16 protein-coding genes are annotated in these 21,227 nt (G+C 48.3%); all 16 read right to left on the minus strand.

Annotation, left to right across the window (positions count from 1 at the left end; genetic code table 11):
• Positions 1–10: 10 nt before the first annotated feature.
• The gene (locus tag BUB81_RS04780) at positions 11–1,000 is read right to left on the minus strand and encodes a GDP-mannose 4,6-dehydratase (protein WP_073319140.1); all 990 of its coding nucleotides are present in this window, start codon (positions 998–1,000) and stop codon (positions 11–13) included.
• On the minus strand, positions 997–1,560 hold the full coding sequence (locus tag BUB81_RS04785; protein ID WP_139241508.1) for an SIS domain-containing protein: 564 nt from the start codon (positions 1,558–1,560) through the stop codon (positions 997–999). The genes BUB81_RS04780 and BUB81_RS04785 overlap by 4 nt, the downstream gene beginning before the upstream one ends.
• On the minus strand, positions 1,560–2,495 hold the full coding sequence (locus BUB81_RS04790) for an NAD-dependent epimerase/dehydratase family protein (RefSeq protein WP_073319144.1): 936 nt from the start codon (positions 2,493–2,495) through the stop codon (positions 1,560–1,562). Before BUB81_RS04790 ends, BUB81_RS04785 begins: the two co-directional genes overlap by 1 nt.
• Positions 2,492–3,760: a hypothetical protein gene (locus tag BUB81_RS04795; protein ID WP_073319146.1), complete on the minus strand. Its 1,269-nt coding sequence runs from the start codon at positions 3,758–3,760 to the stop codon at positions 2,492–2,494. Before BUB81_RS04795 ends, BUB81_RS04790 begins: the two co-directional genes overlap by 4 nt.
• 16 nt (positions 3,761–3,776) lie before the next feature.
• The gene (locus BUB81_RS04800; RefSeq protein WP_073319148.1) at positions 3,777–6,014 is read right to left on the minus strand and encodes a class I SAM-dependent methyltransferase; all 2,238 of its coding nucleotides are present in this window, start codon (positions 6,012–6,014) and stop codon (positions 3,777–3,779) included.
• A gap of 39 nt (positions 6,015–6,053) precedes the next feature.
• Positions 6,054–8,375: an HAD family hydrolase gene (locus tag BUB81_RS04805; protein WP_084526227.1), complete on the minus strand. Its 2,322-nt coding sequence runs from the start codon at positions 8,373–8,375 to the stop codon at positions 6,054–6,056.
• Complete coding sequence (locus tag BUB81_RS04810; RefSeq protein WP_073319150.1) at positions 8,372–10,276, minus strand: sulfatase-like hydrolase/transferase; 1,905 nt, start codon at positions 10,274–10,276, stop codon at positions 8,372–8,374. Before BUB81_RS04810 ends, BUB81_RS04805 begins: the two co-directional genes overlap by 4 nt.
• Positions 10,276–11,487, minus strand: coding sequence for an acyl-CoA reductase (locus BUB81_RS04815; RefSeq protein ID WP_073319153.1), 1,212 nt, complete (start codon positions 11,485–11,487; stop codon positions 10,276–10,278). Before BUB81_RS04815 ends, BUB81_RS04810 begins: the two co-directional genes overlap by 1 nt.
• Positions 11,488–11,489: 2 nt before the next feature.
• The gene (locus BUB81_RS04820; RefSeq protein ID WP_245819121.1) at positions 11,490–12,593 is read right to left on the minus strand and encodes a LuxE/PaaK family acyltransferase; all 1,104 of its coding nucleotides are present in this window, start codon (positions 12,591–12,593) and stop codon (positions 11,490–11,492) included.
• A gap of 61 nt (positions 12,594–12,654) precedes the next feature.
• Positions 12,655–16,149 (minus strand): motility associated factor glycosyltransferase family protein, encoded by a 3,495-nt coding sequence (locus tag BUB81_RS04825; RefSeq protein WP_073319156.1) that lies wholly within the window; start codon positions 16,147–16,149, stop codon positions 12,655–12,657.
• 26 nt (positions 16,150–16,175) lie between these two features.
• Positions 16,176–17,549: an AMP-binding protein gene (locus BUB81_RS04830; RefSeq protein ID WP_073319159.1), complete on the minus strand. Its 1,374-nt coding sequence runs from the start codon at positions 17,547–17,549 to the stop codon at positions 16,176–16,178.
• A 2-nt stretch (positions 17,550–17,551) separates the two neighbouring features.
• Entirely contained in the window at positions 17,552–18,319 is a 768-nt protein-coding gene (locus BUB81_RS04835) for an SDR family NAD(P)-dependent oxidoreductase (protein WP_073319162.1), read from the minus strand.
• Positions 18,300–18,542 (minus strand): acyl carrier protein, encoded by a 243-nt coding sequence (locus tag BUB81_RS04840; RefSeq protein WP_073319165.1) that lies wholly within the window; start codon positions 18,540–18,542, stop codon positions 18,300–18,302. Before BUB81_RS04840 ends, BUB81_RS04835 begins: the two co-directional genes overlap by 20 nt.
• The gene (locus BUB81_RS04845) at positions 18,539–19,135 is read right to left on the minus strand and encodes a GNAT family N-acetyltransferase (RefSeq protein WP_073319168.1); all 597 of its coding nucleotides are present in this window, start codon (positions 19,133–19,135) and stop codon (positions 18,539–18,541) included. The genes BUB81_RS04840 and BUB81_RS04845 overlap by 4 nt, the downstream gene beginning before the upstream one ends.
• Positions 19,125–20,165: a UDP-2,4-diacetamido-2,4,6-trideoxy-beta-L-altropyranose hydrolase gene (pseG, locus tag BUB81_RS04850; RefSeq protein WP_073319171.1), complete on the minus strand. Its 1,041-nt coding sequence runs from the start codon at positions 20,163–20,165 to the stop codon at positions 19,125–19,127. The genes BUB81_RS04845 and pseG overlap by 11 nt, the downstream gene beginning before the upstream one ends.
• The gene (gene pseI, locus BUB81_RS04855) at positions 20,162–21,226 is read right to left on the minus strand and encodes a pseudaminic acid synthase (RefSeq protein ID WP_139241533.1); all 1,065 of its coding nucleotides are present in this window, start codon (positions 21,224–21,226) and stop codon (positions 20,162–20,164) included. The genes pseG and pseI overlap by 4 nt, the downstream gene beginning before the upstream one ends.
• Position 21,227: the final 1 nt, after the last annotated feature.

Genomic DNA, 21,227 nt, shown 5'->3' on the forward strand with positions numbered 1-21,227 from the left:
AACTGATTTCCTATTCTTTGTGTTCGTAGGAGAGCGGCTGATGCTTTAATACGTCAAAGTAAGTGTTTACCCAGTTCAACGTTTGCTCAATACCACTCTCTAAACTAATTTGGTCACACCAGCCCAACTGTGTTCTTAATTTAGTTGCGTCGAGTAGATACGCGGTATCTTTGCCCGGACGGTCTTCCGTAATTTCGCACACGTTGTGTATATCAACGTTCATCAGGTCACAAATCATTTCAACCAGAGCACGGATAGTGACTGTGCGTTCCGTAGAGATATGATAGCTCTCACCCAGCGTACCCTGCTCACAAATGCGTTGTGTGGCAGACGATACGTCGTCGATATGAATAAATGATCGCTCTGAATGACCACCGCCGTGCAACGGCAGTGTTTGCCCCAATAAAATACTCATGATGGTTTTGGGAATGATTCGATAAAGCTGCTGCCCCGGGCCGTACACATTTGCCGCACGGGTCGACACCACCGGAAACTTGTGGACGTCAAAAAAGGTTTGCAAACTCAAATCAGCTGCAGCGCGCGATACCGCGTAAGGGGTACTGGGACGATAATGATCGTGCTCGGCAACAAATCCCGACATAGAACCATAGACTTCCGGCGTGGAAATATGCACGTAACGGTCGAGGTAATCTTTGTGACGCAAGCGATTATGAAACTTGATGGTTGAGACTGCGTTGGTCATAAACCAGTGTTCTGGCCAATCCCAGGACTGACCAACCATACTCTGTGCAGCAAAATTCACTACCGTAGGCACTTTGTATTTATCGAGTAGCGCATCGATAGCGTCGAGATCTTTATTTAAATCCAGTTGGTGGAATGTCAGATTACTGTGATCAACCCACTTATAAGGCAGGAGCGCATCAACCGGTTCTTCTGATCGACTGATTGCTATCACCCTTTTTCCCTGTGCTAACAGGTATTTAGCATAACTTGCACCTGAAAAAGAATTACTGCCTAAAACGGCGATGGTGTCAGTCATTTCGCCAGCTCCTCATGCAAATATTGCATCAGCATATGCCCGACAATCAGTTGCAGGTCTTCGGCGACTTGCATATCGTCCACTGCATTGTGAATAGCACAATCGGCCAGTGTTAACGCCTTGCCGCCGCTATAGCCAAGCAAGGCAAATGACGTCATACCAATCTCTTTGGCCACTTCAAGTGCGTTAACAATGTTTGGTGAATTGCCGCTACCGGACAGCACAATAAGTACATCACCCGCCGAGGCTTTTACCACCAGCTGATGAGAAAAAATCTTGTCGTAGCCTAAATCATTACCCAGACAGGTAAGCACCGATGTGTTGGCGGATAACGCTTCCACCTTCAGTGCTCGCTCACCACTTGGGCAAATACCGTAAAGAAAATCATTGGCCAGATGCACGGCATTACCGGCACTGCCGCCGTTGCCACAAATAAAAACCTGCTTGTTACTGGCAATACAGGCTAAAAGGGCGTCGCCAAGCTGGCTAATAGCGTCTACATTCAGTGCTGCCACCTGCTCAGAAAGGCGCGACTGATACCGTTCAATTAACGCTTTCATTACAGCACTTCCTGCTGCATCCATTTCAGATTGTACCAACGGTCTTCGTTGGTTAATGCACCTGAATGGTAGGCTGCGGTAATTTCATCAATGGCATCCTGCACCGTTTTCTTCGGAGCAAAGCCAGTTGCCAGTAATTTATCTGAGTTCACACGATATGAGCGCGGATCATTGGACGGTGTTACGGTAATCTGAGTATCGATACTCTTGCCGATACGATCAGCGATATCCATGATGGTGATATTTTCAAAACCGGCGTTGTACACACCCGTTACTTCCGGATGCTCAAGCAGGAAAATATAAAGATCGGTAATATCATCAATATGAATATTGGGGCGGGCCTGGTCGCCGCCAAATACCGTGATCTCGCCATTCATCAGTGCCTGCATGGTAAGCATGTTCACTGCCACGTCTAATCGCATTCGCGGAGACAAGCCACACACCGTTGCCGGGCGTACAATTTGTACGGTCATGGCGTCAGCATAGCTAAGCAACACCCGCTCTGAGACCATCTTGGTTTTGTTGTATTCCGAAATAGGCTCCAGCGTTAAATCTTCGGTAACCTGCTCTTCTTCTTTTACGCCATACACACTGCCCGATGACGCATAGATAAAGTGCTTGATACCTTCCCGGGCTGCCCTGTCGGCCAATTGCATGGTTGCCAGTGCACTGACTTCCCAGGTTAATTTGGGATCTAAGTCGCCGCAGGGGTCATTGGCTACAGAGGCCAGATGTATAATGGCATCGATGCCAGACAAATTGATAATGGCCGTGTCGCGAACGTCGTGTTTTATAACGTTGAGCTTTTCATGTTCAGGCAGAAAGTTACCAAACCACTGAATATCCAGGGCATCGACCGTATAGCCTTGCGCAAGCAGTTTCGGTATTAAAACCGAACCTTTATAACCACAAGCGCCGGTTACTAATATTTTCATTGGATCTTCACTCCAAACTTTTGTTCTATTGCAGACAACACGTTTTCTACAGAAATGTCGTCCCAGCAGATGTACTGGTCTTCGCCAGCACCTGCGATTTGATCTTTACCCTTGACGATACCGACCTTTTCAAGGTGTTCGTAAGTATTTGATGTGCAAGAAGCATTATACATGCCAAAGTACAAATAGCGACATTGTGGCATCAGGAAGCAGAGGACTGCCGGGCCATTACAAACCCCCAAGTTTAGCCATGCTGACTCATAAAGTGCGGTGCGCATTTCCACATCCAGTGCCGCTACCGGAAACTCTACAACATCACCCCAGCCCAGGTTCAGCAAGGCTTTGGAAGTATCTCTTATTACCACTACTGTATAGCCATGTCTGGAGAGTGCTTCGGCGACTTTGCGCCATACTGCCAACTCACTATTTCTATCGTGATGCGCACTGGATTCCCGGAGTGTGAGTGTAATGAGCTTATCTGTACTTACGCCAAGTTCCGTTTTCCACTCCTGAATCCGTTCCCGACAAATTTCTGACGCCTGCAATATTTTGTGCTCAACATTTTGTTCAATGAACTCAAAAAATTCAGAGTAAAAGTGTCGCGCTACTGGCTTAACAAAGTTGTGTAGCTCAGGGAACCTGCATGGAGCTTGCAAAAACATCTCACGCGCCTGTTTCCGGCTGGAACACAAGCTAAACGCGGCAGTGGGGTCAACCAGTTTGATTAACGGCAACAATAGATGCGTTACCCGGAAGGCCATTTCAGAATGAGAAAAGAAATCTATATTTTCCCGAAAACCGCCTTTATCACCTGGCGCTATCAGGACATGCAGCCCATGCAGTCCTCGCTGTCGAGCAACTAATAAACTCTTTACTAAAAACACGGCAAAATCATAGGTGGGCGGAGCGATACGCATGTCGTAAACAACGGTAAGTCGCTGCGAAGCCAATGAATGGGAAGTCTCGTTATCCGCGAAAGGGTCAGTCAAATACGTTAACTCATTCGTCTTAGCATTGAACCAATAAAGCTGAACACGTTCAATTTGGCGAATTAACGGCAACAATTCACCATAGTCGTACACAGCAAGGATAACCCTATCGTAATTTTCGGATACCAACTCCTGCACCGCTTGTACATTTTTCCCCTTAAACTCCCCAACACCTGTGGAGTTATAGAAATCACATACGGTTTCTGCGTTCAGATGCGTAAGCAGTGCTTCAGCACTGCTTCCCGTTCCAATAATGGCTACTTTTTCAGTTGCCATGACTACCTCTTTACAATTACGCCAAATACACGCAAGCGACACCCTGCTCTTCGAGCGGCTTGGCGAGTTGTGCAGACGATCCCACCGACGTCAGAATAACCTGAGCGGCGGATTCCGCTTCAAAGTCAGCCGGAGTAATAACCGGTAAACCTGCAAACTGCTGCCCGGCTCGTGCCTGTGAATCAATAAAGCCACATACCTGCACACCTTTTTTAGCCAATGCCTCACAGACTTTCTGCGCAACCACACCGGTACCCCAAATGTGGATGTTGTCACGGCGTGCTAAATTCATCGCTTTCGCCACCAGCTTATTAACAAAAGATTGCGCCACCAGTTGCATGTCAGCTTGCACCGTAAGATCTGATGACTTACGGTACTTTTCAACCAGGTTAAACAAGCCAAACCGTTTGTTCTGCTCCCATTCAGCAGCCTGACGCAAAATGTGAGACGTACTTTGATTGTGAGACAATGCTATCGCCATCTTATTCAGTAAAGCGCCAGCATCGAAAAGCTCGGCCATTTCCGACCACAGGAATTCGCCAATCTGGTCCTGCTGTTGTTCAACAGCCTGTTTAAATACCGCCGTTGCTTCAAATACCAGGTGTTTACCCGTATTTAGTATGACTGTGGCTTGTTCACGCTGCTCTTCGTAAAGTGCAATTTTTGCCAATGCAAAGCAGGCCTCTACCGCTTTGACATTGAGTACCGGGCAGAACGCGCTGCAATTTGCATCCAGTACGCGTTGAAATAATCCCTTTGCCCGTAAAAAATCGCCTTGCTCGTAACACTTGATAGCGCTCAGATACGCCAGTGAGACTAACCAGCGTATTGCAAAAGGATGGCGTTCTGTATCTTGCTCTACCTGATCCAACGCTTTTTCAGCTGAATCCAGCCAGGCATTAATTTTCGCAGGGTTGGCTTCCAGTGAATAACCTTGAATGGTTAACAGCAGACAATGATCTTTTGCCCCGCTGGCTAACAGTGATTCCACGTAACGACGCCGAATATCGGCATCTTCAATGCGTTGCCCCACCTGAACCAGCTGACGATGCAACCAGGGATTGTGATAACCCGCGTCAAAGTCCACGAAGGCAGGTAATGAAGCCTGTGGGTATTGTGGATTGCTGTATGCCAACGACTGCTGAGACTGCCACAGCGGGTGAGTAAGATCCGGCGTCGCGACCACCACCAGCCACTCTGTTTCAATTTCCCCGGCGTCTACTGAGGATTTGTCGAATCGTCGCGGCGTAGAGGTTAACTTAAAACCACCCGGCGCAGTCTGATGATATCGCGCCTCAATCACAAAACCGTATTCAGCAAATAAGGCCGCAAACTTTTTCCAGTCGAACTCGTGAAAATGATAAGGATTGGGATCTTTGCCGGTTTCATCCACCCACATATACGGCACGCTGGCAATTACCCGGCCATCCGGCTTTAAGCTGCGCAAACACAGTTTGAAGAATGAGTGATAGTCTTTTACGTGTTCAATGGTTTCAAACGACGTGATCAGATCGAAGGGTTCAAACTGCGTATCCGCATAACAATCAATGTCCAGCGTTTCATAATGCAGTTTGCCATGACCATAGACCTGATTAGCGTAACTCACACTTTCACTACAAATATCAACCGCTGTAATGTTGTTCAGGCGGTCATTCAGTGACATCAGATAACTGCCGTACCCTAAACCGCAGGCGCAATCCAGCAACCTGTCTCCGGGGCGAATCAAATGCTGTGCAAAAGCATAACGGAATACATGTGCATCTGAACGACAGGAGAACTCCCTTAACATGTCCATGTGCAAATCGCGCTCTGCCAACAGGTTGTTCAGCGTGCACAATGGGTGTCCGGTTTGTTTGACTCGACGAAAGGTTGTCGTGTCAAATGCCCGGTTGTCTTGTAACCCTGCATAGTCACGTTGCAGCCACTCCCGGGCATCCAAATGAAAGCCAGCCTGATAAAACAGGTTTTCTAACGCTTGTTGTCCCAGCTGATCGTTAGCGGACTTTGCTACGGTGACATACAGTTCATGTTGCGCCTGCCACTGCCCGGTTAACGTATCCAGATAACCAAGCAGATCAGCAACATGCTGCTGCTCGCACAAAAAATGTTGGTCACCTTGCGTGTCGGGATTGGCCAGCATAACAGGAGAATAATGCTTTGCCATGCACGCTTTAACGTGCTCGTTGAACACGCTGAACACGGGCGCATCTGTGTAAGGTGCCATTGGCAAACTTTGATCAGCAGACAGTTTCATGGGTATCTCACGCTCCGGCGTAGGTCGGTTAATTATGTTCTACAAACTCAAAATATTGAGGTTGCCCAGGCCACGTTCTACAGATTGCTCGTGAATATTACGGGCAATCTCTTCCTTAAACGCGAAAGAAGAAATCAGAATGTTGCCACAGCCTTCATCCAGTGCCTGTTTTAACGGTTTAACAGTAAAGCCTGCTACTTCGTAGGGTCCCGATATATCCGCTTTTCGATCAATCAGGTGCTCAATATTCAGGTTGTACCTGTTCAGGTACGGCAGTAGCTTTTCGAAAAACAACCCCGCGCCATACACCGAAAAGGATTGCCACTGCTGATCTAATATCCGCTCTACCAGGTTCAGCACATCCGTATCGGTGTCCATCGACATCAATCCATACTGGCGAGCCAAAAACTTGTCATCACACAGGGTAATCACCGCCTGTGGCCAGTGAATTCTTCCTACTTTAATTTTGGGATACTGGCTGAACGTCAGGTAAAAGTCAGTGATTGGCCACTCTGCCACTTCTTCACACTGAGCCTCAGTGATAATCGGATACGCCAGATTGGAACCAAAATTATCCTGGTGAAGCAGTTCGGTAAACAGCTGTGCTTCAGGTTTACACGGCAGTTGTAAATAGCGAAACAGGATAGGCAACACCTGGTCTGCCGTGGCAAATGGCAAATCATAACGGTGATGCACCGAAAAATAGGCATGTAATCCGGCCAGGAAAGCCTTCACATTTGCACTGTTCTCTTCAATCCTATCGGCCTGAACCGGTGTCGCATTGATATCGTCACTGTAGCCGGTCACCGTACCACAGTCCCCCACCAGAAACGGTTCAATACATTCAGGTGAACGCGACAATAGCTGACGAACATTGCGGCTATCAGATTGGGCACCAATGAAGGTGCTGAAATGGGTTTTCTGTGCGTAGCGGTAAATGCGCTCAGAACTGTAAAACAGCAGGTTTGCCGCGCTCTGACAGCCGAGAATACATTCAATATGATGAGGAATGGTACCGCCGTTCCCCAAATCCACTACACAACTCTCAGACAATGGTGTGCCAATGTGGTGTTCGTAATAACGCACAAATCGCGCACGTTGCTCATTAATATAGGCTTCAACCGCGGCTTTGTTATCTCTGGCTTTGTCAGTAAGCAGTTTCAATAAATTCATGCCCTGATGAAACACGCCGTCAGTATCGCGAATAGCGACGGCTTCATACTGATGATAAATGTCATCCTGTGGCAGTCGAAAATCGCGATAGAAATCACTTACTGAGTATCCCCGGCGCTGGACAAGCACATACACTAAATCTTCAAACCACTGTTCAGCCGTCACGTCGATTGCAGGCCAAAAGGTAGATTTACGCGACGCATAGAGTTTGTGAACCGCGATGCCTTTTACCTGTCGATGTGCCAGTCGCCATTCGACAATTGGCGCGAATACTTCTGCTTCGCGCATCAGACACAGTATACTGCGACTGTTTGACGCCCTGGCCTGGTCGATTATCCAGTCAGCAAAGGCCAGTAATATCGGCCCCCACACAAATGTTGCGAGGGAGAACGCTGTCCCCGCACCGCTTGGCGCATACAAGGTGCTGGCGATTAGGCGAGCGGCATTAAAAGGCTGCGGCGTACTGAACAGCCCGGCTTCCTGACGAAGGATCGCGGTTTGTTCTAATTGACTGCTCAGTAACACTGCGTGCATGCCAAGTTTGGCAGGCATGTCCTGATCGGCGACCCGGTTATCACCTACATGCAACCAATTAGCATAATCGATCTGGTATTGCCCCTGAACGAGGTGGAACAAGGTGCCCGAGGCTTTATTCTTCTGATATTCGCTGGAAACAAATAATGGCAATCCCAGCAACTGCGGATAGTGCGTAAAGAAGGTTTGTTGAATTTGCGTCTTGCTCAGATACATATCTGAAATAAGCACTACAGGCACATTCATGTCACTCAGTGCTTCAACCAATTGCACCATTTCTTCGCTGACAAAACCGTATTCGGCTTCGGTAGCAAGTTCTGCCTCAAGTAATTCAGCACGCACCTCTGGCTGGAAAGGCAACCCGGCAATAATGGTTTCTAAACTCACTTCACCGTGAGCGGTTTCACGTTTGACCCGTACTTCAGTACTCACGCGCAGTTCACAGTATTCGGCCGCCGTCATGGGCAACGATAGCGAAGATTGCACTCGCTCAAAGGCGAATTTGAATATTTCCGTAGGCCGTGTCACCCGTCGGTATACCAAGGTATCAAAAATATCCAATGAAACCAGTTGTATACCTTGCTCCTGCACGGTAGCAAGCATACGCTCAACAAAAGGTGTATAACCGGATACGGTTGTAGTAAAGCCATTCATGCGTGAATCACTCCGCGGGCCGACAACATCTGATAAAGCAAGGCTTTGGCATAGGCCTGTTCTTTGGTATCCAGCGTCTTACGAGTCTGGTCACTGCCCAATAGTGAGACCTGGTTGAACAGTCGGTCCATCCATAACAATTCGCCGTCGCGAATAAATCCGAAGTTTGCCGGGGAATTGCCTTTTAATGTGGCGGAATGAGCAAAGTACGCAAACTCGCGATCGTCGAGGCCTAATGGGTTGCCCAGACAATCGTGGGAATAATCAATTCCCAGTAAATCGAAAAACGTCGGAAACAGGTCAAAATGACTCGAATGCTCAAGTGTTTTCGCGGGTAAATTAGGATGACTGAGCATAAAGGGGACGTGTATCTGTGGCAGGATCACGGAATTGCTGTGAAAGCTATAGCCAAACTCCCCAAAGGATTCACCGTGATCGCCGGTAAACACGACGATGGTATTGCTAAGATCCAGTTTTTCACCTAATCGACGTAAAAACTCGTCAAGAATATAATCAACTTCTTCTACCGCATTCAGGTATTTGGCTTTTTGGCTATTCCCGCGGTGGCGGTTAAAACGGGCGCTATCTACAATTTCGTAGGGCATGTGGGTCTGATCGTTGATCACGTGTAAGAAAAAGGGTGTGTCGGCGACTTCCTCTGCAATCACGTCAACCATATTCCACAAGCGGTAGTCAGCCTGTAGGCCGTTTGCCGGAATATCCTTGGTACCCCATACGCGGTCGAAGCCAATCCGCGACAATAAGCGATGATAATCGTACAAGCCCGTGTCGGCGCTATCGACGAACAAGGCTTTGTAGCCGTGTTTCTGCAAGTGATTAATATGCTGGGGCGACTTGCCTGGAAACAGCGAATCAGCCTTATTGTAAGGGTTGTTAGAGTAAAACCCGGTGTACATTTGATTGGTTGATACCGTGGTATTCGGACACAGGCTAAAATGCTGTTTCGACAACCAACTGTTTCCTGCAAGGCGTTCTGCCAGTCTGGAATGTGCGCCCTGGCCACTGTTGGGATTGATATAGGGATTGATATAACAGCCCAGCGATTCCATGGTCACCAGAATAATGTTCGCCTGCTTACAATGCCCAAAATAACGGCTTTTTTCTTTGGGTGGAGTGTCAGCCGAAACGAATTTTTGATGCTCGATACGTGCAGCAAACCCCTGTGGTGCGTCAAACTCGTCGCTGGCAACAATATTGGCCAGTAAAGTGGGAGCAGTTAAAAATTCGTGCTGAGACACGAACAACTTGCGCATTAATAACATCAGGCCAATTAACGCAACGACACCAAGAAACATACTGCCTGCGATGTCCAAGGCCACCACAGGTACATCAGGTGACCAGTTCATTACCATCACCATCAGAATCAGCAATACGCCCACTTCGGCGATACCCGCCTGAATGCGCCAGAGGCACACTGCAGTAAGCAGTACACAAACAACCAACACGTTGAGCGGCAACGGTGGAACAATCAGTGAGGCGATTGCCATACACCAAATAACCGGTATTAATAACGTTACCGGGAAGCGGGAAAACAGCGCAAGTAAATGGGGTAAGCCTTTCGCCAGGCCTCTGCTGCCTGTAAAAAACCAGGCCAGCGTTTGGCGATTAATTTCAATGCGATACTGCACGAATAACACGGCGTCCAACCACACTAGCACGCCGTACAATCCCATCGCGAAAACCGAAATCAGCGTCAAGACCGGCCAGTTAACAACATGGGTAAACAGTACGATTGCCGATGGCAGTAGCAGGCATACGAGGTCATCCAGACAAATCTGCTGGGTTAACGCACCGCGCTGCCCGCGCAGCGCTTTTACCGCGCGCAACAAACAGAGACTTATCAACAGTGTAGTAAAAGCAAAAGCAAACGGTTGAAGCATTAACCCCAGTCCAGTTGAACATAACGAGATAGAGAGACCAATAATCGATAGCCATCCCACTCTGGTGAAAATGTCAGCGCTTTACCCACCGACACGCACCGATCTACACCTTGTATCGACGGTTCGGCCAGTAACTTTAATAGTGCATCACGTTCTACCCCCCAATAGGTAAGGGTTTGCACGCGGGCGGGTAAACAATCTGCAAGGTCGTTCAGGGTATCGAGTGTTCGCATTAAAAACAGTGCATCCCCACAATGCATCTCCATCATTTGCGCATTAATCTGATGGACTGGTATAACACTCACGCGGTTCATTACCAGCGGGGCATCGGCAAGGGACTGACATTGTAACCACTGGGACATTACCAGATGTTCATTTACTCTTGAGATACCATCGCTTGGGGCAGTGTCCTGACCTATCGCCTGCTCATTTAACAATCGGGCGAATTCACCTTGTAGTGACTTGTCGCCCAACCAAAACAGTACACGGGGGGATGAGCAGGCTTGCTGCGCATAGGGCTTAGCATCCTGCCAGAGCAGTTCGCACAAGGTATTCAGCTGCTCACCGTCAGTGAGTTCGTCACCATTAATGACCACTGCGGAATACCTGTCAGCAAAGCTGATATCCCGACAACGGGGTTTCGCTTGGTACTGCTTAATGCTTAACACACTGTCGTCGCCGCCCCACAACACCCTTGCGTCTGCAACCTGAGCCAGAGCATGGTTACTTTCATCGCTTTTGGCGCCCTGAACAAACAGATTTCTGAATGCAATATCAGCATGCTCTGGTAAAGAAAACAGTCTTTCCAGACAGGTCAACAACATTTGCTTTGCCGGGCTGTCAGCACTGCCAAGCCGCACCACATTTCGGTTCCCCATTAACAATGCACACACCCAACTGTATAAAAACATGGTATCCACATTGTTTGGCGTGTAATGCACTACCGTACCGACGGGTTTAATTAATGCCTGTTGAGCACTACTGTTTATCTGCTTGACCAGTCGTTTAATGTTGCCATCGCGCAGCCAGAATCCAAGTGCGACAACATCGGGAAACGCACGACATGCCGGGTCTTTAAGCAATGTGTCTGACAACGCCTGAATGAAATTAAGTATAGACTGGGACGCCACAGGCATTGGCGGCTGTGTCAAAAGATCATCCAAAGACAATGTTGCCGGCATCACACTATCGAACAGATTCTGCTTATCCATTGCTATGCTCCTAAGCCGGGCGAACTGCTGGTATCACTGCAGCCACGCACTTCCACTTTAGGCAACCGTCCTTGCACGGTAAAATAAGTGCCAGACCGACCGCACTTACAGTCACCCACGCCGTGTATGGTCCCGCGGTCTTCCGTTAAAATGCTATAGCCCGGATAGGAATACGGTAACGCTGACAGCACTTGGATCAGGCCGCTTTCACCAGTTTTCGCCAATGAAAGATCATAGGGGTTTCTGACTATTACCTCAGCAGTTACCGGCGCGTGCAACATGCCCTCCTCGCATTCCATAAAGACTGAGCCAACCTGTTCAGCCATACCATAAAAGTTGGTTACGGCAGATATACCTGCCACAGCAAGAAGTTGTTGTTTAAACGTCTCATTACTGACCTTTTGCGCTTCCAGTTTTTTCCATCCGCCACTGTGGAACAAATGTGCATGCGGTAAATGCAGCGTCATACCTGACGCTTTTAATGCGCTGACGAAATGTTGCCAAACCATAAAAGTAAAGCCGAATACCAATACAGGCTGGTCATGGTAGCGTTGGCTAAACGCAGATATCGCTTCAGTATTGAGGGTCATATCCGGGTTAAGCGCATAAGTATGATCGCGCCCAAACATCGCCAGCCCCTGAATGCCGGCAGCTCTGGCATTGAGCTTTCCATCTGCGCCTTTAACGTCAGGACTATCAATAATCAGCATGGGCAGTCGCTGTTTGCCTAAAAACTGCTGAAGAATTTTCACCAGGGCCTTGGATTGCATGCGACTGGTCAGGCTATCGAGGAAGATCCTTGACGGCACCTGCCCGCTGGTGCCCGACGACATCAAACATTTCACAACGTCGTTATCCGGCACACTTTTAAGCGCAAACAGCTTAAACAAACGCACAGCTATGAACGGCAACTGGTCCAAAGGCGTATTGCAAGTCACTGGCTGTCTGAACATATTGTGATAGGCAGTGCAGTGCTGATTATGATGCTCGTGCAATAACGCAAACACCGCTTGCAAGCGGGTCAGTTTTTCCGACTGCGATAAGCCGTAAACCGGCTCATCCAACAATGCACTCAGCGCATTTTGGTAATCTTCAGCCATCGTCATAGGAACCCGTTTCCTGACCTTAATCCACAATTATTGTAATGCGTCGTGACATTCATCTGACTCAGTCCTTGTGGAACGTTCGCTTTAAATTGAAAAACTCTTTTTGCGTTACGGTTTCCCCGAGCAGATGCTCAGCACTCAACGGCTCCTGCACCCATTCAGCTCGCCCGCCCAACGCATCTCGTATAGCCGGATGATTGGGATCTCTGGGGATGGCGAGATAACCCGGATACAAAACAAAGTTATCCCACGCGGGTAATTGTTCCACCAGAGCTGATAACCACGCCAGCGACGCTTCACGGTTTCCTGCCACAAAACTGAAGCGCGGGATAAACCACAGTGCATCTTCGCGCATTAAAAAGCACTTTTTCATTTGAATTTCGTACATATGCTGATTCATGACAGGCTTGAATCCAAGACATATATCGGGGGCATCTGCGTCAAAATTCGGCAGAGGGGGAACCATACTGTAACTGTGTTTGCCAGACGCCTCTGGTTGCCAGTTTAGAGCCGGACTGACCAATGAGAGCAGCCAACAACTGTCAGACGCAAGTTGTTGCTGAGCCTGATCCAACACGCGCGGATTGTCGGCCCAATAAATGCCCGAAGGGTTGGATGGTAACGTATTCGGATCCGTTTCTGTTTCAAACCAGTTACTGTAATCAAATTCAGCGCCTGAGCAACAGCCGGAAAACTGTCTTACCAGCGGAATAATAGGCTTAACCGGCAGAGCCCGCAGATATTCCCTTTCACGTAAACCGCCAAACGATGACGTAATATCAAACCCAAATACATTGGCATTGATCTTAGCGGCAATTTGCGTGAAGCGTTTACCGAATATGGTCAGTGCCTCTTGCACCGCGTCTTCGTTATCCTCAGCACCATCAATTTTTAACAGAAACGCGTTCGCGAAATTAATCGTGCCGTACAGGTAGTAAAACAACAAGGAGCGGCCTTGTGAATAAGAGGAGAAAAGCTGATTCTTAAGTTGTTCTACCAACCATGGAATATCCCGCTCCCCCTGTCGAGTAGACTCTATACACTCTGCCATTTTTGTTAGTTCACGATGTGTGATCACCGACTGATAGCGCTGATAAAAGTCTTCCTTATAGTTTTCGGTTTGAATTGGCGAGAACGCTCTCTGTTCGAGGCTTTTCATCGCAGATGCTTTCAGTGCCGGGGAAGACAACACCAATACGTTTTCGATTGGCAAGGGCTGAGTATAATTAATACGGGCACCATTACTGGTGTTATAGCAGTCCCCTTTATAATTCCTCAGTAAGTCTTCCAATAGCATCTTCGACACTTTAAATTCGTGCTTGGTACTGACTTTGGGCACAAAATTACCCGGCACGATTAACCCTGTATTGTTTTTCTCTTCGTAATCGTACAGCGGATTGCCTTGTTCATCGTAATAGCCCGACGACTTGGAATGGTGATGGGATTTGTCAATAAACCCTAAATCGATACCAAACAAATACAGCTGTTTAAAACCCAGTAACGTAAATAGGTTTAGTGAGAAATTACTGACCGTCGGGAAGGCAAAACTCAATTGTGCATAGTGCGACTGTTCCAACAGATTCAGGTTTGACGACGTAGACGACTCGCCTTCTTTAAATGCGACCATCGTCGATTTATACAATTCACATGTATCAGGGTGAATGCCGTTACACGACAGTAGCGTAACTTGTTTGAGGTACTCTTTATCCCCCAATCGCACTGCCCAGTCGTAGGTAGAACGATTCTGCTCAATCTCAGCGTGATAATCCGGCACAATCCCATGTCGATGCAGCGTTTGCAGTGCTGTGCCGCAGCTTACCACAATGACACTGTCGCGATTTTCTTTGATGACCTCAATGGAATAGTCCAGTGAAGGCCCATTCCCCACCAGGAATACCGGGCATTCTTTTTGTTCGGCTGACAGCATCTGCTCGGCATTTTTCAGCAGGTGCGGATACCCTCGACTGATCCCTTCCACGGTTTGATTTATGCCGTAGTAAGCGTGATCAAAGTATTCTCCCATCGCGATCACGACTTGTAATTGCTCGCGCAACTGAGAAATAGCCAGATTTAATTCTGCGTTGTAGTACGCCTGATAAAAGTACGTCTGCGCCAGATTATAGGGGCCGATCGCATAAAACTGACTCAATAAATCGCGAAACAAGTTGGCGCCATCGTCGCCGATATTAATGTAGATACGATAGCCTGCGTCATCGGTCTTTTTGAGAATGCCAGCCCAATCGATCGCATGCAGTGATGCATAAAAGAAATCTTTATTCGGCTCACAAAGAAACAGTTTTTCGACCTGGTGGTGCTCTAACAGCGATTCAAGTTGATACCCTGCACCTAAACCAAACATGATAAGCGATTTAATGGTGTCTGGCAGCGCCCCATTTTTTTCACTAATTGATAGCAACAGCGCCTCGCTCTCCATCACCATTTTATAATGAAGATAATGGCGCAATTTAGTGCCGTTGTACCCCAGGACCAATCCATCGCGATTGGGGTGAGAGGCATAGGCCTGGTAAGCACTTTCCGATTCAGCTTTCGGAGAATCACCGTACCAGGTATGCAAGCTCGCCTTGCTCAGTAAATTACATTCATCATTGGGACCGCTAACGGTTTCCCAACATACGGGTTGGTAATCCTTGAACTGTTGGTAGATATCGGGAAAGTAGTGTTCGAATGCAGCCAGATTGCGCTGAAAACGCTCAGCCTCTTCCGTTACCGGCGATAAAGGTGACAAATCCACTGACTTCAGCCACAACGGTTCAAATTCGTCACGTTTAAAGACTGTCTGAACTGACAATCCTTGTTCCACGTGTTGTTGCCAGTCTTTCTCTTGTAACTGACGGGATACGGAATTAAACACAGGGCTATTGTAGTGCTGATACAAATAGAATTCGGTAAACGCGACGTGCTCCCGTAATTCACTAATATCGGAGGGAATATCACGACCATCTTTTTCGAGCTGAATAAACAGTGCGGTTCCTTTTTGCTGCGCCAATGAAAATATTTCTTTCCAGCTACTGATCATACATGAACAGGAGAAGTACTGAGCTTCGGGTTCATAAATGATCATGTTGCTGATTTGGGTAGTCTGCAATAACTGCTTTATGTGCTCCCCTAACCCAATACCTAATACCACGACAACATCAACAGAAGACGGAAGTTGCGGGTAGCGTTGCCATTTTTCAATTGGGTTTACTGGCGTGGAGCTCGCAGAGCAATCAGAAGATTGCGCTTCAATGCTAATACAAGGCGCATGGGCCATAAAGAGTTCAACCTGTTCCTGAACCTCGCGCTTTGGCTCAAAACCGTACAGGACCCGACCGGTACCGTAATCGACCACGTTCGGTTCGCCGGTCTTATTACAAAATATCGCAACATTGTGACTAACCGCGTTTCTGACAAATGGCACCAGATTAGGAATATTTCTTTGAAAGGCCTGAATATTTTCCTTCAACCTGAATTGAATAAGGTTAGCAAGCTGCGATTCCAAATCAGCTTGCAGGGCTTCGTTATCTTCAACGTGCAATTTTATATTTTTTAACATGCTCTATTGTCACAATACGTTGTTAACTATTGTTCGTTTAACACCTGGGATGCTAGCTGTTGATAGTCTGGTTTCCCATTTGCCAAATACGGCCAGGTTTCGACCGCAGCGGCGGTCACATTCCGAGCAGGTAGCAATGACTGTGTTGTCAGTTTCTCCTGTAATGCCGAAAGCTGCTTATCCAGTGTAATCAGCACGACCAGATTGTCTTTACCAACACACCTGACCGGTAAATCGTCATCACTGAAATACTGTTCCATGGCGTCCAGATTGACCCGTTCACCCGCCACCTTAATGATTCGTTTTGTGCGACCAATAATAAATAAATCGCCGTCAGCATCCCGTCGCGCGATATCTCCGGTTGCCAGCCATGCCTCAGGTGTAAAGCTGGCCAATTGCTGGTTATTTTCTACATAGCCAAGCATGACATTGTCGCCGTGATAATACAGCTCTCCCTCATCACTGCTCTGTGTATTTGAGGAGCGTAACTCAATTTGCCCACCAGGAATGGCCTGCCCAATAGAATCCGGTTTGTCGAGCACCTTCTCCGGCGCAAGAAAAGCCATTCTGGCGGTCGCTTCAGTTTGGCCGTACATCACGAAAAATTGCTTATCGTGCTCCTTCGCGTAAAGCCCAAGAGCCTCCACATTCTCTGGCGAAAGCCTGCCGCCGGCCTGGGTAAAATACCGCAAGTCAGGTAATGCCATACGAGTGAAGCGCAAACGCAAAAGCATTTCATAAAAAGACGGTACACCGGCGAGGGAATGCACTGGCAGGGACTTGACCCGCGTCCAGAATGCTTTATCGAATACCGTATGTGCTGTAAACCCTGTACAGGCCCCTTTCATCAGATGGGTATGAAGTACCGACAAGCCATAGGAATAGCTCAATGGCATGGTCGCAAGCGTAATATCCGTCGATTCGACAGGCAAATATGCCAGTATCGATTCAGCATTGGCTATCAGATTGTGTTTGGAAAGGGCCACGCATTTTCCAGCCCCTGTACTACCCGATGTAGATAGCAAAACACTCACATCGTCATCCATCTCACCTTGCTGGCAGTGACACACAGTGAGGGCTCCTGACTGGATAACCGCATTGGGTTTGAAAGCATCACAATATTGATCGCGAATATCCTCGTCACAAGACGGGTTAACCAACAACATTACCCAATCCAGGCTAAGTGCCGTCAGATAATCCACAACACTGGTGATACTGTTCTCAATAACCAGCATCACAAGACTTCGCTTGGGCAAAGTGTATGACAACCATTGTTGCTGGCGTTGAACGATCAATTCTGACAGCGCGCGGTAACTCACTGTCTGCTCATCGTCAAACAGCGCCGTTGCCTCACTGTGCCGGTGAGTCTGTATAAACGGAATAAGGTCTTGCTTTGCCATTTTCACGGCGCAAACATCCCGTCTACAGGCAATACATGACCTGTGGTATAAGACGATTGGGGCGACAACAGATAAAGAATTGCCTCAGCCACTTCAGCAGGGTCACCCGCTCGCTGCATTGCTGTGCGTTGTAATACCTTATTGCGAGCTTCAGGTTCAAAATGCTCAGTGAGGGGTGTATCAATAAATCCGGGGGCCACCGCATTCACCCGTATGCCAACCGGACTTAACTCTTTTGCCAGTGATTTTGTCGCGCCGGTAAGTGCGGCTTTACTGGCAGCGTACGCACTCATACCTGCGCTGCCTTGTTCTGACACCATAGACACCACATTGACAATACTGCCTTTGCGCAATCGACTCATCAGGCGCGCAGCGTATTGCATGTGCTGGTAAGGCGCTAAAAAATTCACGTTCAGTTGCTGTTTCAGCTTATCCATACTGGTCACGGATAGCGGTGACTCCATCATAATACCGGCGTTGTTCACCAATCCGTAAAGGGGCGGTACGACGCCGTCCGACACTTTTTTCTGGATCTGCCTGAACGCGTCTTTCACCGCGTGTTCATCAGTAACGTCATAGACGAGAGGGAATATTTGCTTGTCAGTAGAATAGTCGGCAGATTCCAGGGTCGCCTGGTCACGGCCAGCAACGAAAACCGTTGCACCCTGAGCCAGGCAGCGCGATACCAGTGCACGACCAATCCCTCCGGTCGCACCGGTAATGAGTACCGTTGAATTATTCAGCGTGCCTTTAGGCGAAGTCGATATCATATTTCTGTAAAATCAGCCGGGCGTGTTTTACTGAACTCATATCAATGATGTCATCGGTATCCAACATCACGTCAAAGACGTTTTCCAATTCAGCGATGAGCACCATGTGGGCAGTTGAATCCCATTCCGCAATAGTATTGTACTGAAGCTCATCGGTTACCGTCTCAGGCTTAACACCCAATGCAGTAACAAATGCCTGTCGAAGTTTATCCTGATTATTCATGTCTTCCTCTTTACGGTGTTTGCCTTGCGTTCCCGGGAGAGAAACTGACGGATTGTTTTTGTATGTTGACGATAGTCTTCAACATTGAGTTCCAACACACACAATTCGCCCTCCTCTACCCGTTGATAGCCAAGTTTTTCATTGTAATGCATGGCTGGTGTATTCGACGATTTCACAATGGCTCGAAACTGCTGCACATTGAAATGTTCAAAACAGAAGTCATACATAGCCAGCGTTGGCGCAAATGCAATAATGTTGTTCTGGTAAGCCTGCTCACCAATATACAAACCCGGCTCGAGCACGGTAGCCTGTGACGCCGCTTTGCCCATTTCCAGCGACTTTACGTTTGTTACCCCTATCGGCCTGCCACGAAAATGCACTACCCAGTGCAACTGCTTGGGATCATACTTTGTCTTTTTAAACCAGGCCTGTTGCTGCTCTTCGCTGATTTCCTCGGAAGCCAGCATTTGCTGGCGAATTTCAGGCTGATTTCGCCACGCTCTGATTTGGGCCTGATGCGCTTCAGCAATGGGTGTTAACGACACCTGAAATGCGCTGACTTCCCATTGATTAACCGGTGTGTCACTGCGCATTGTGTTGTCTCTTTTCAGCAATCGCATTTAGCACATTAAAGGCGCCGTCGGTCACAGCAAATTCAGCGGCTCGTTGATGCATAGCGAACAACGAATCTGCGTCCTTCCACAAATTTACGACCCGCTGGGTCAGTTCAGTGACAGGCGATGCAGAAATAAAGTCAAACGCTTCACACCAGCCCTGGCTTTGCGCTTGTCGGGTTGCTTCGCGCTGATTGTCTGCCACACAAAGCAACAGTGATGGAGTCTGACATGCTGCTAATTCAAATTGACTTCCTCCCGCTGCGGCAATAGCCAACCGGGCATTATTCCAAACGTCAGCCATGTCCTGGCAGTTTTCAATGAGCTGTATGGCACAGCTGCTATGCCTTACAAAGTCCTGTAGTGCTTCTCGCTGTTGCTGAGACATTCCCGGACCGGCTACCACCCGTATAGGCGCATCTGGCAGCGCATCAGCGACGGATTCAAGTACAGGCAGGGTCAATGCTTGAGGATCGCTCCCCCCCATATTGATAGTCAGGCTGATCCGCTGATGCAATGGTAAGGTCAATGTGGCGGCAAACTCCCGGCGCAGCAGCCGAAAATCAGCCCCTACGCACAAGGTCGCAGCAGCATTTCCTTGTTCATACTGTAAGCGATATTGCTCACCAGCCGGATTACAAATCACATCGGCATACTGCCATCCAGGCTGCAATATATCGTCCATTAATACCAACGGCACTGGTAGTGTCGACAATTGCTGTAAAAACTGCTCAGAATAATCATAACCGTCAACCACGATGGCGACGGGCATTTCAGTCTCACAATACGCAAGAATATCGTCGGCAAGGGACCGCTGTTCATCGTTGGCCAAGACAATTTTCCCTACCCAGTCGTGGCGTGACAAGGCAAGCTCTCTGGCCCCCTGAGTCAACCAGTATACACTGTCTACATGTTGCTCTTCGGCCACTTGTGCGAGTGCCTGACATCGCATGAGATGTCCGATACCACTGTTGGATGAAGCACCTGCACAAAACAGCATGACACTCATTGGGCAATAAGCTCCCATGACAACGCGGTACCTTTCGCAATAAATCGTTCTGCCTGTTTGCCCTGCACAGCGTCCCAGTATTTGGGCGCTAATCCAAACGCCGGGCGTACAATTTTCAAGTTGTCCGGCCCAAGTGGTTCACCGGGTTGAATATCCTTACACGCATAAATGGAACGGCGATATTGCTTGGACTTATCTTCTGCCGGGCTGCCGCCGTAACGTACTTCGCCGAGTGCTTGCCACGCCCGTTTTGATTCGAGCACTAATGCCGACAACTCGAAGGGCTCCAAAGAAAAAGCAGCATCAACGCCACCGCCATCACGGTCAAGCACAAAGTGTTTCTCAATGACTGTTGCGCCCAGCGCCACTGATGCAACAGCTGCGCCGATACCGCCGGTATGGTCGCTTAATCCCACCTGACACCCAAAGGCTGACCGCAAATGCGGGATGGTAACCAGGTTGGTATTACCCGCTTCAGCCGGATAAGTACTGGTGCACTTTAACAAAATGATGTCGTTACACCCAGCAGCGCGCGCAGTGCCAACGGCGAGTTCAATTTCACTCAGCGTGGCCATGCCTGTCGACATAATAAGGGGTTTTCCTTTACTGGCCGCTTTGCGGATCAACGGAATGTCGGTGAGCTCGAATGACGCAATTTTAAAGCACGGCACATTTAAGTGATCGAGAAAATCAACTGCATGCTCATCAAACGGTGAACTAAATGCCAGCATGCCGAGGGAATTAGCCAGTGAAAATAATTCAGCATGCCATTCATAGGGCGTCGACGCCTTTTCGTACAAACTGTATAAACTTGCTCCGTGCCATAGGCTGTCTTTTTCTTCTATGACAAAGCCTTTTTCCTGCACGTCCAGCGTCATACTGTCTGCGGTGTAGGTTTGTAACTTAATCGCATGTGCACCACACTCAGCCGCTGCTTTTACCATTGCTTTGGCTGTTTCAAGTGACTGGCTGTGATTGCCACTCAATTCGGCAATGATAAAGGGAGGCTGTTCTGGACCAATTTTTCGATCACCAATCACAATATCAGAGGCTGTGTACATG

The organism is Marisediminitalea aggregata, assembly GCF_900129565.1.
Classification (GTDB): domain Bacteria; phylum Pseudomonadota; class Gammaproteobacteria; order Enterobacterales; family Alteromonadaceae; genus Alteromonas; species Alteromonas aggregata.

Excerpts from the sequence above, each read along its gene's own strand:
- BUB81_RS04845 (WP_073319168.1), bottom strand. The coding sequence starts at position 19,135 with ATGCGCAGTGACACACCGGTTAATCAATGGGAAGTCAGCGCATTTCAG.
- BUB81_RS04795 (WP_073319146.1), bottom strand. The coding sequence starts at position 3,760 with ATGGCAACTGAAAAAGTAGCCATTATTGGAACGGGAAGCAGTGCTGAA.
- BUB81_RS04820 (WP_245819121.1), bottom strand. The coding sequence starts at position 12,593 with ATGACGATGGCTGAAGATTACCAAAATGCGCTGAGTGCATTGTTGGAT.
- BUB81_RS04815 (WP_073319153.1), bottom strand. The coding sequence starts at position 11,487 with ATGGATAAGCAGAATCTGTTCGATAGTGTGATGCCGGCAACATTGTCT.
- pseI (WP_139241533.1), bottom strand. The coding sequence starts at position 21,226 with ATGTACACAGCCTCTGATATTGTGATTGGTGATCGAAAAATTGGTCCA.
- BUB81_RS04805 (WP_084526227.1), bottom strand. The coding sequence starts at position 8,375 with ATGAATGGCTTTACTACAACCGTATCCGGTTATACACCTTTTGTTGAG.
- BUB81_RS04835 (WP_073319162.1), bottom strand. The coding sequence starts at position 18,319 with ATGATATCGACTTCGCCTAAAGGCACGCTGAATAATTCAACGGTACTC.
- BUB81_RS04810 (WP_073319150.1), bottom strand. The coding sequence starts at position 10,276 with ATGCTTCAACCGTTTGCTTTTGCTTTTACTACACTGTTGATAAGTCTC.
- BUB81_RS04780 (WP_073319140.1), bottom strand. The coding sequence starts at position 1,000 with ATGACTGACACCATCGCCGTTTTAGGCAGTAATTCTTTTTCAGGTGCA.
- BUB81_RS04800 (WP_073319148.1), bottom strand. The coding sequence starts at position 6,014 with ATGAAACTGTCTGCTGATCAAAGTTTGCCAATGGCACCTTACACAGAT.
- BUB81_RS04825 (WP_073319156.1), bottom strand. The coding sequence starts at position 16,149 with ATGTTAAAAAATATAAAATTGCACGTTGAAGATAACGAAGCCCTGCAA.
- pseG (WP_073319171.1), bottom strand. The coding sequence starts at position 20,165 with ATGAGTGTCATGCTGTTTTGTGCAGGTGCTTCATCCAACAGTGGTATC.
- BUB81_RS04785 (WP_139241508.1), bottom strand. The coding sequence starts at position 1,560 with ATGAAAGCGTTAATTGAACGGTATCAGTCGCGCCTTTCTGAGCAGGTG.
- BUB81_RS04790 (WP_073319144.1), bottom strand. The coding sequence starts at position 2,495 with ATGAAAATATTAGTAACCGGCGCTTGTGGTTATAAAGGTTCGGTTTTA.
- BUB81_RS04840 (WP_073319165.1), bottom strand. The coding sequence starts at position 18,542 with ATGAATAATCAGGATAAACTTCGACAGGCATTTGTTACTGCATTGGGT.
- BUB81_RS04830 (WP_073319159.1), bottom strand. The coding sequence starts at position 17,549 with ATGGCAAAGCAAGACCTTATTCCGTTTATACAGACTCACCGGCACAGT.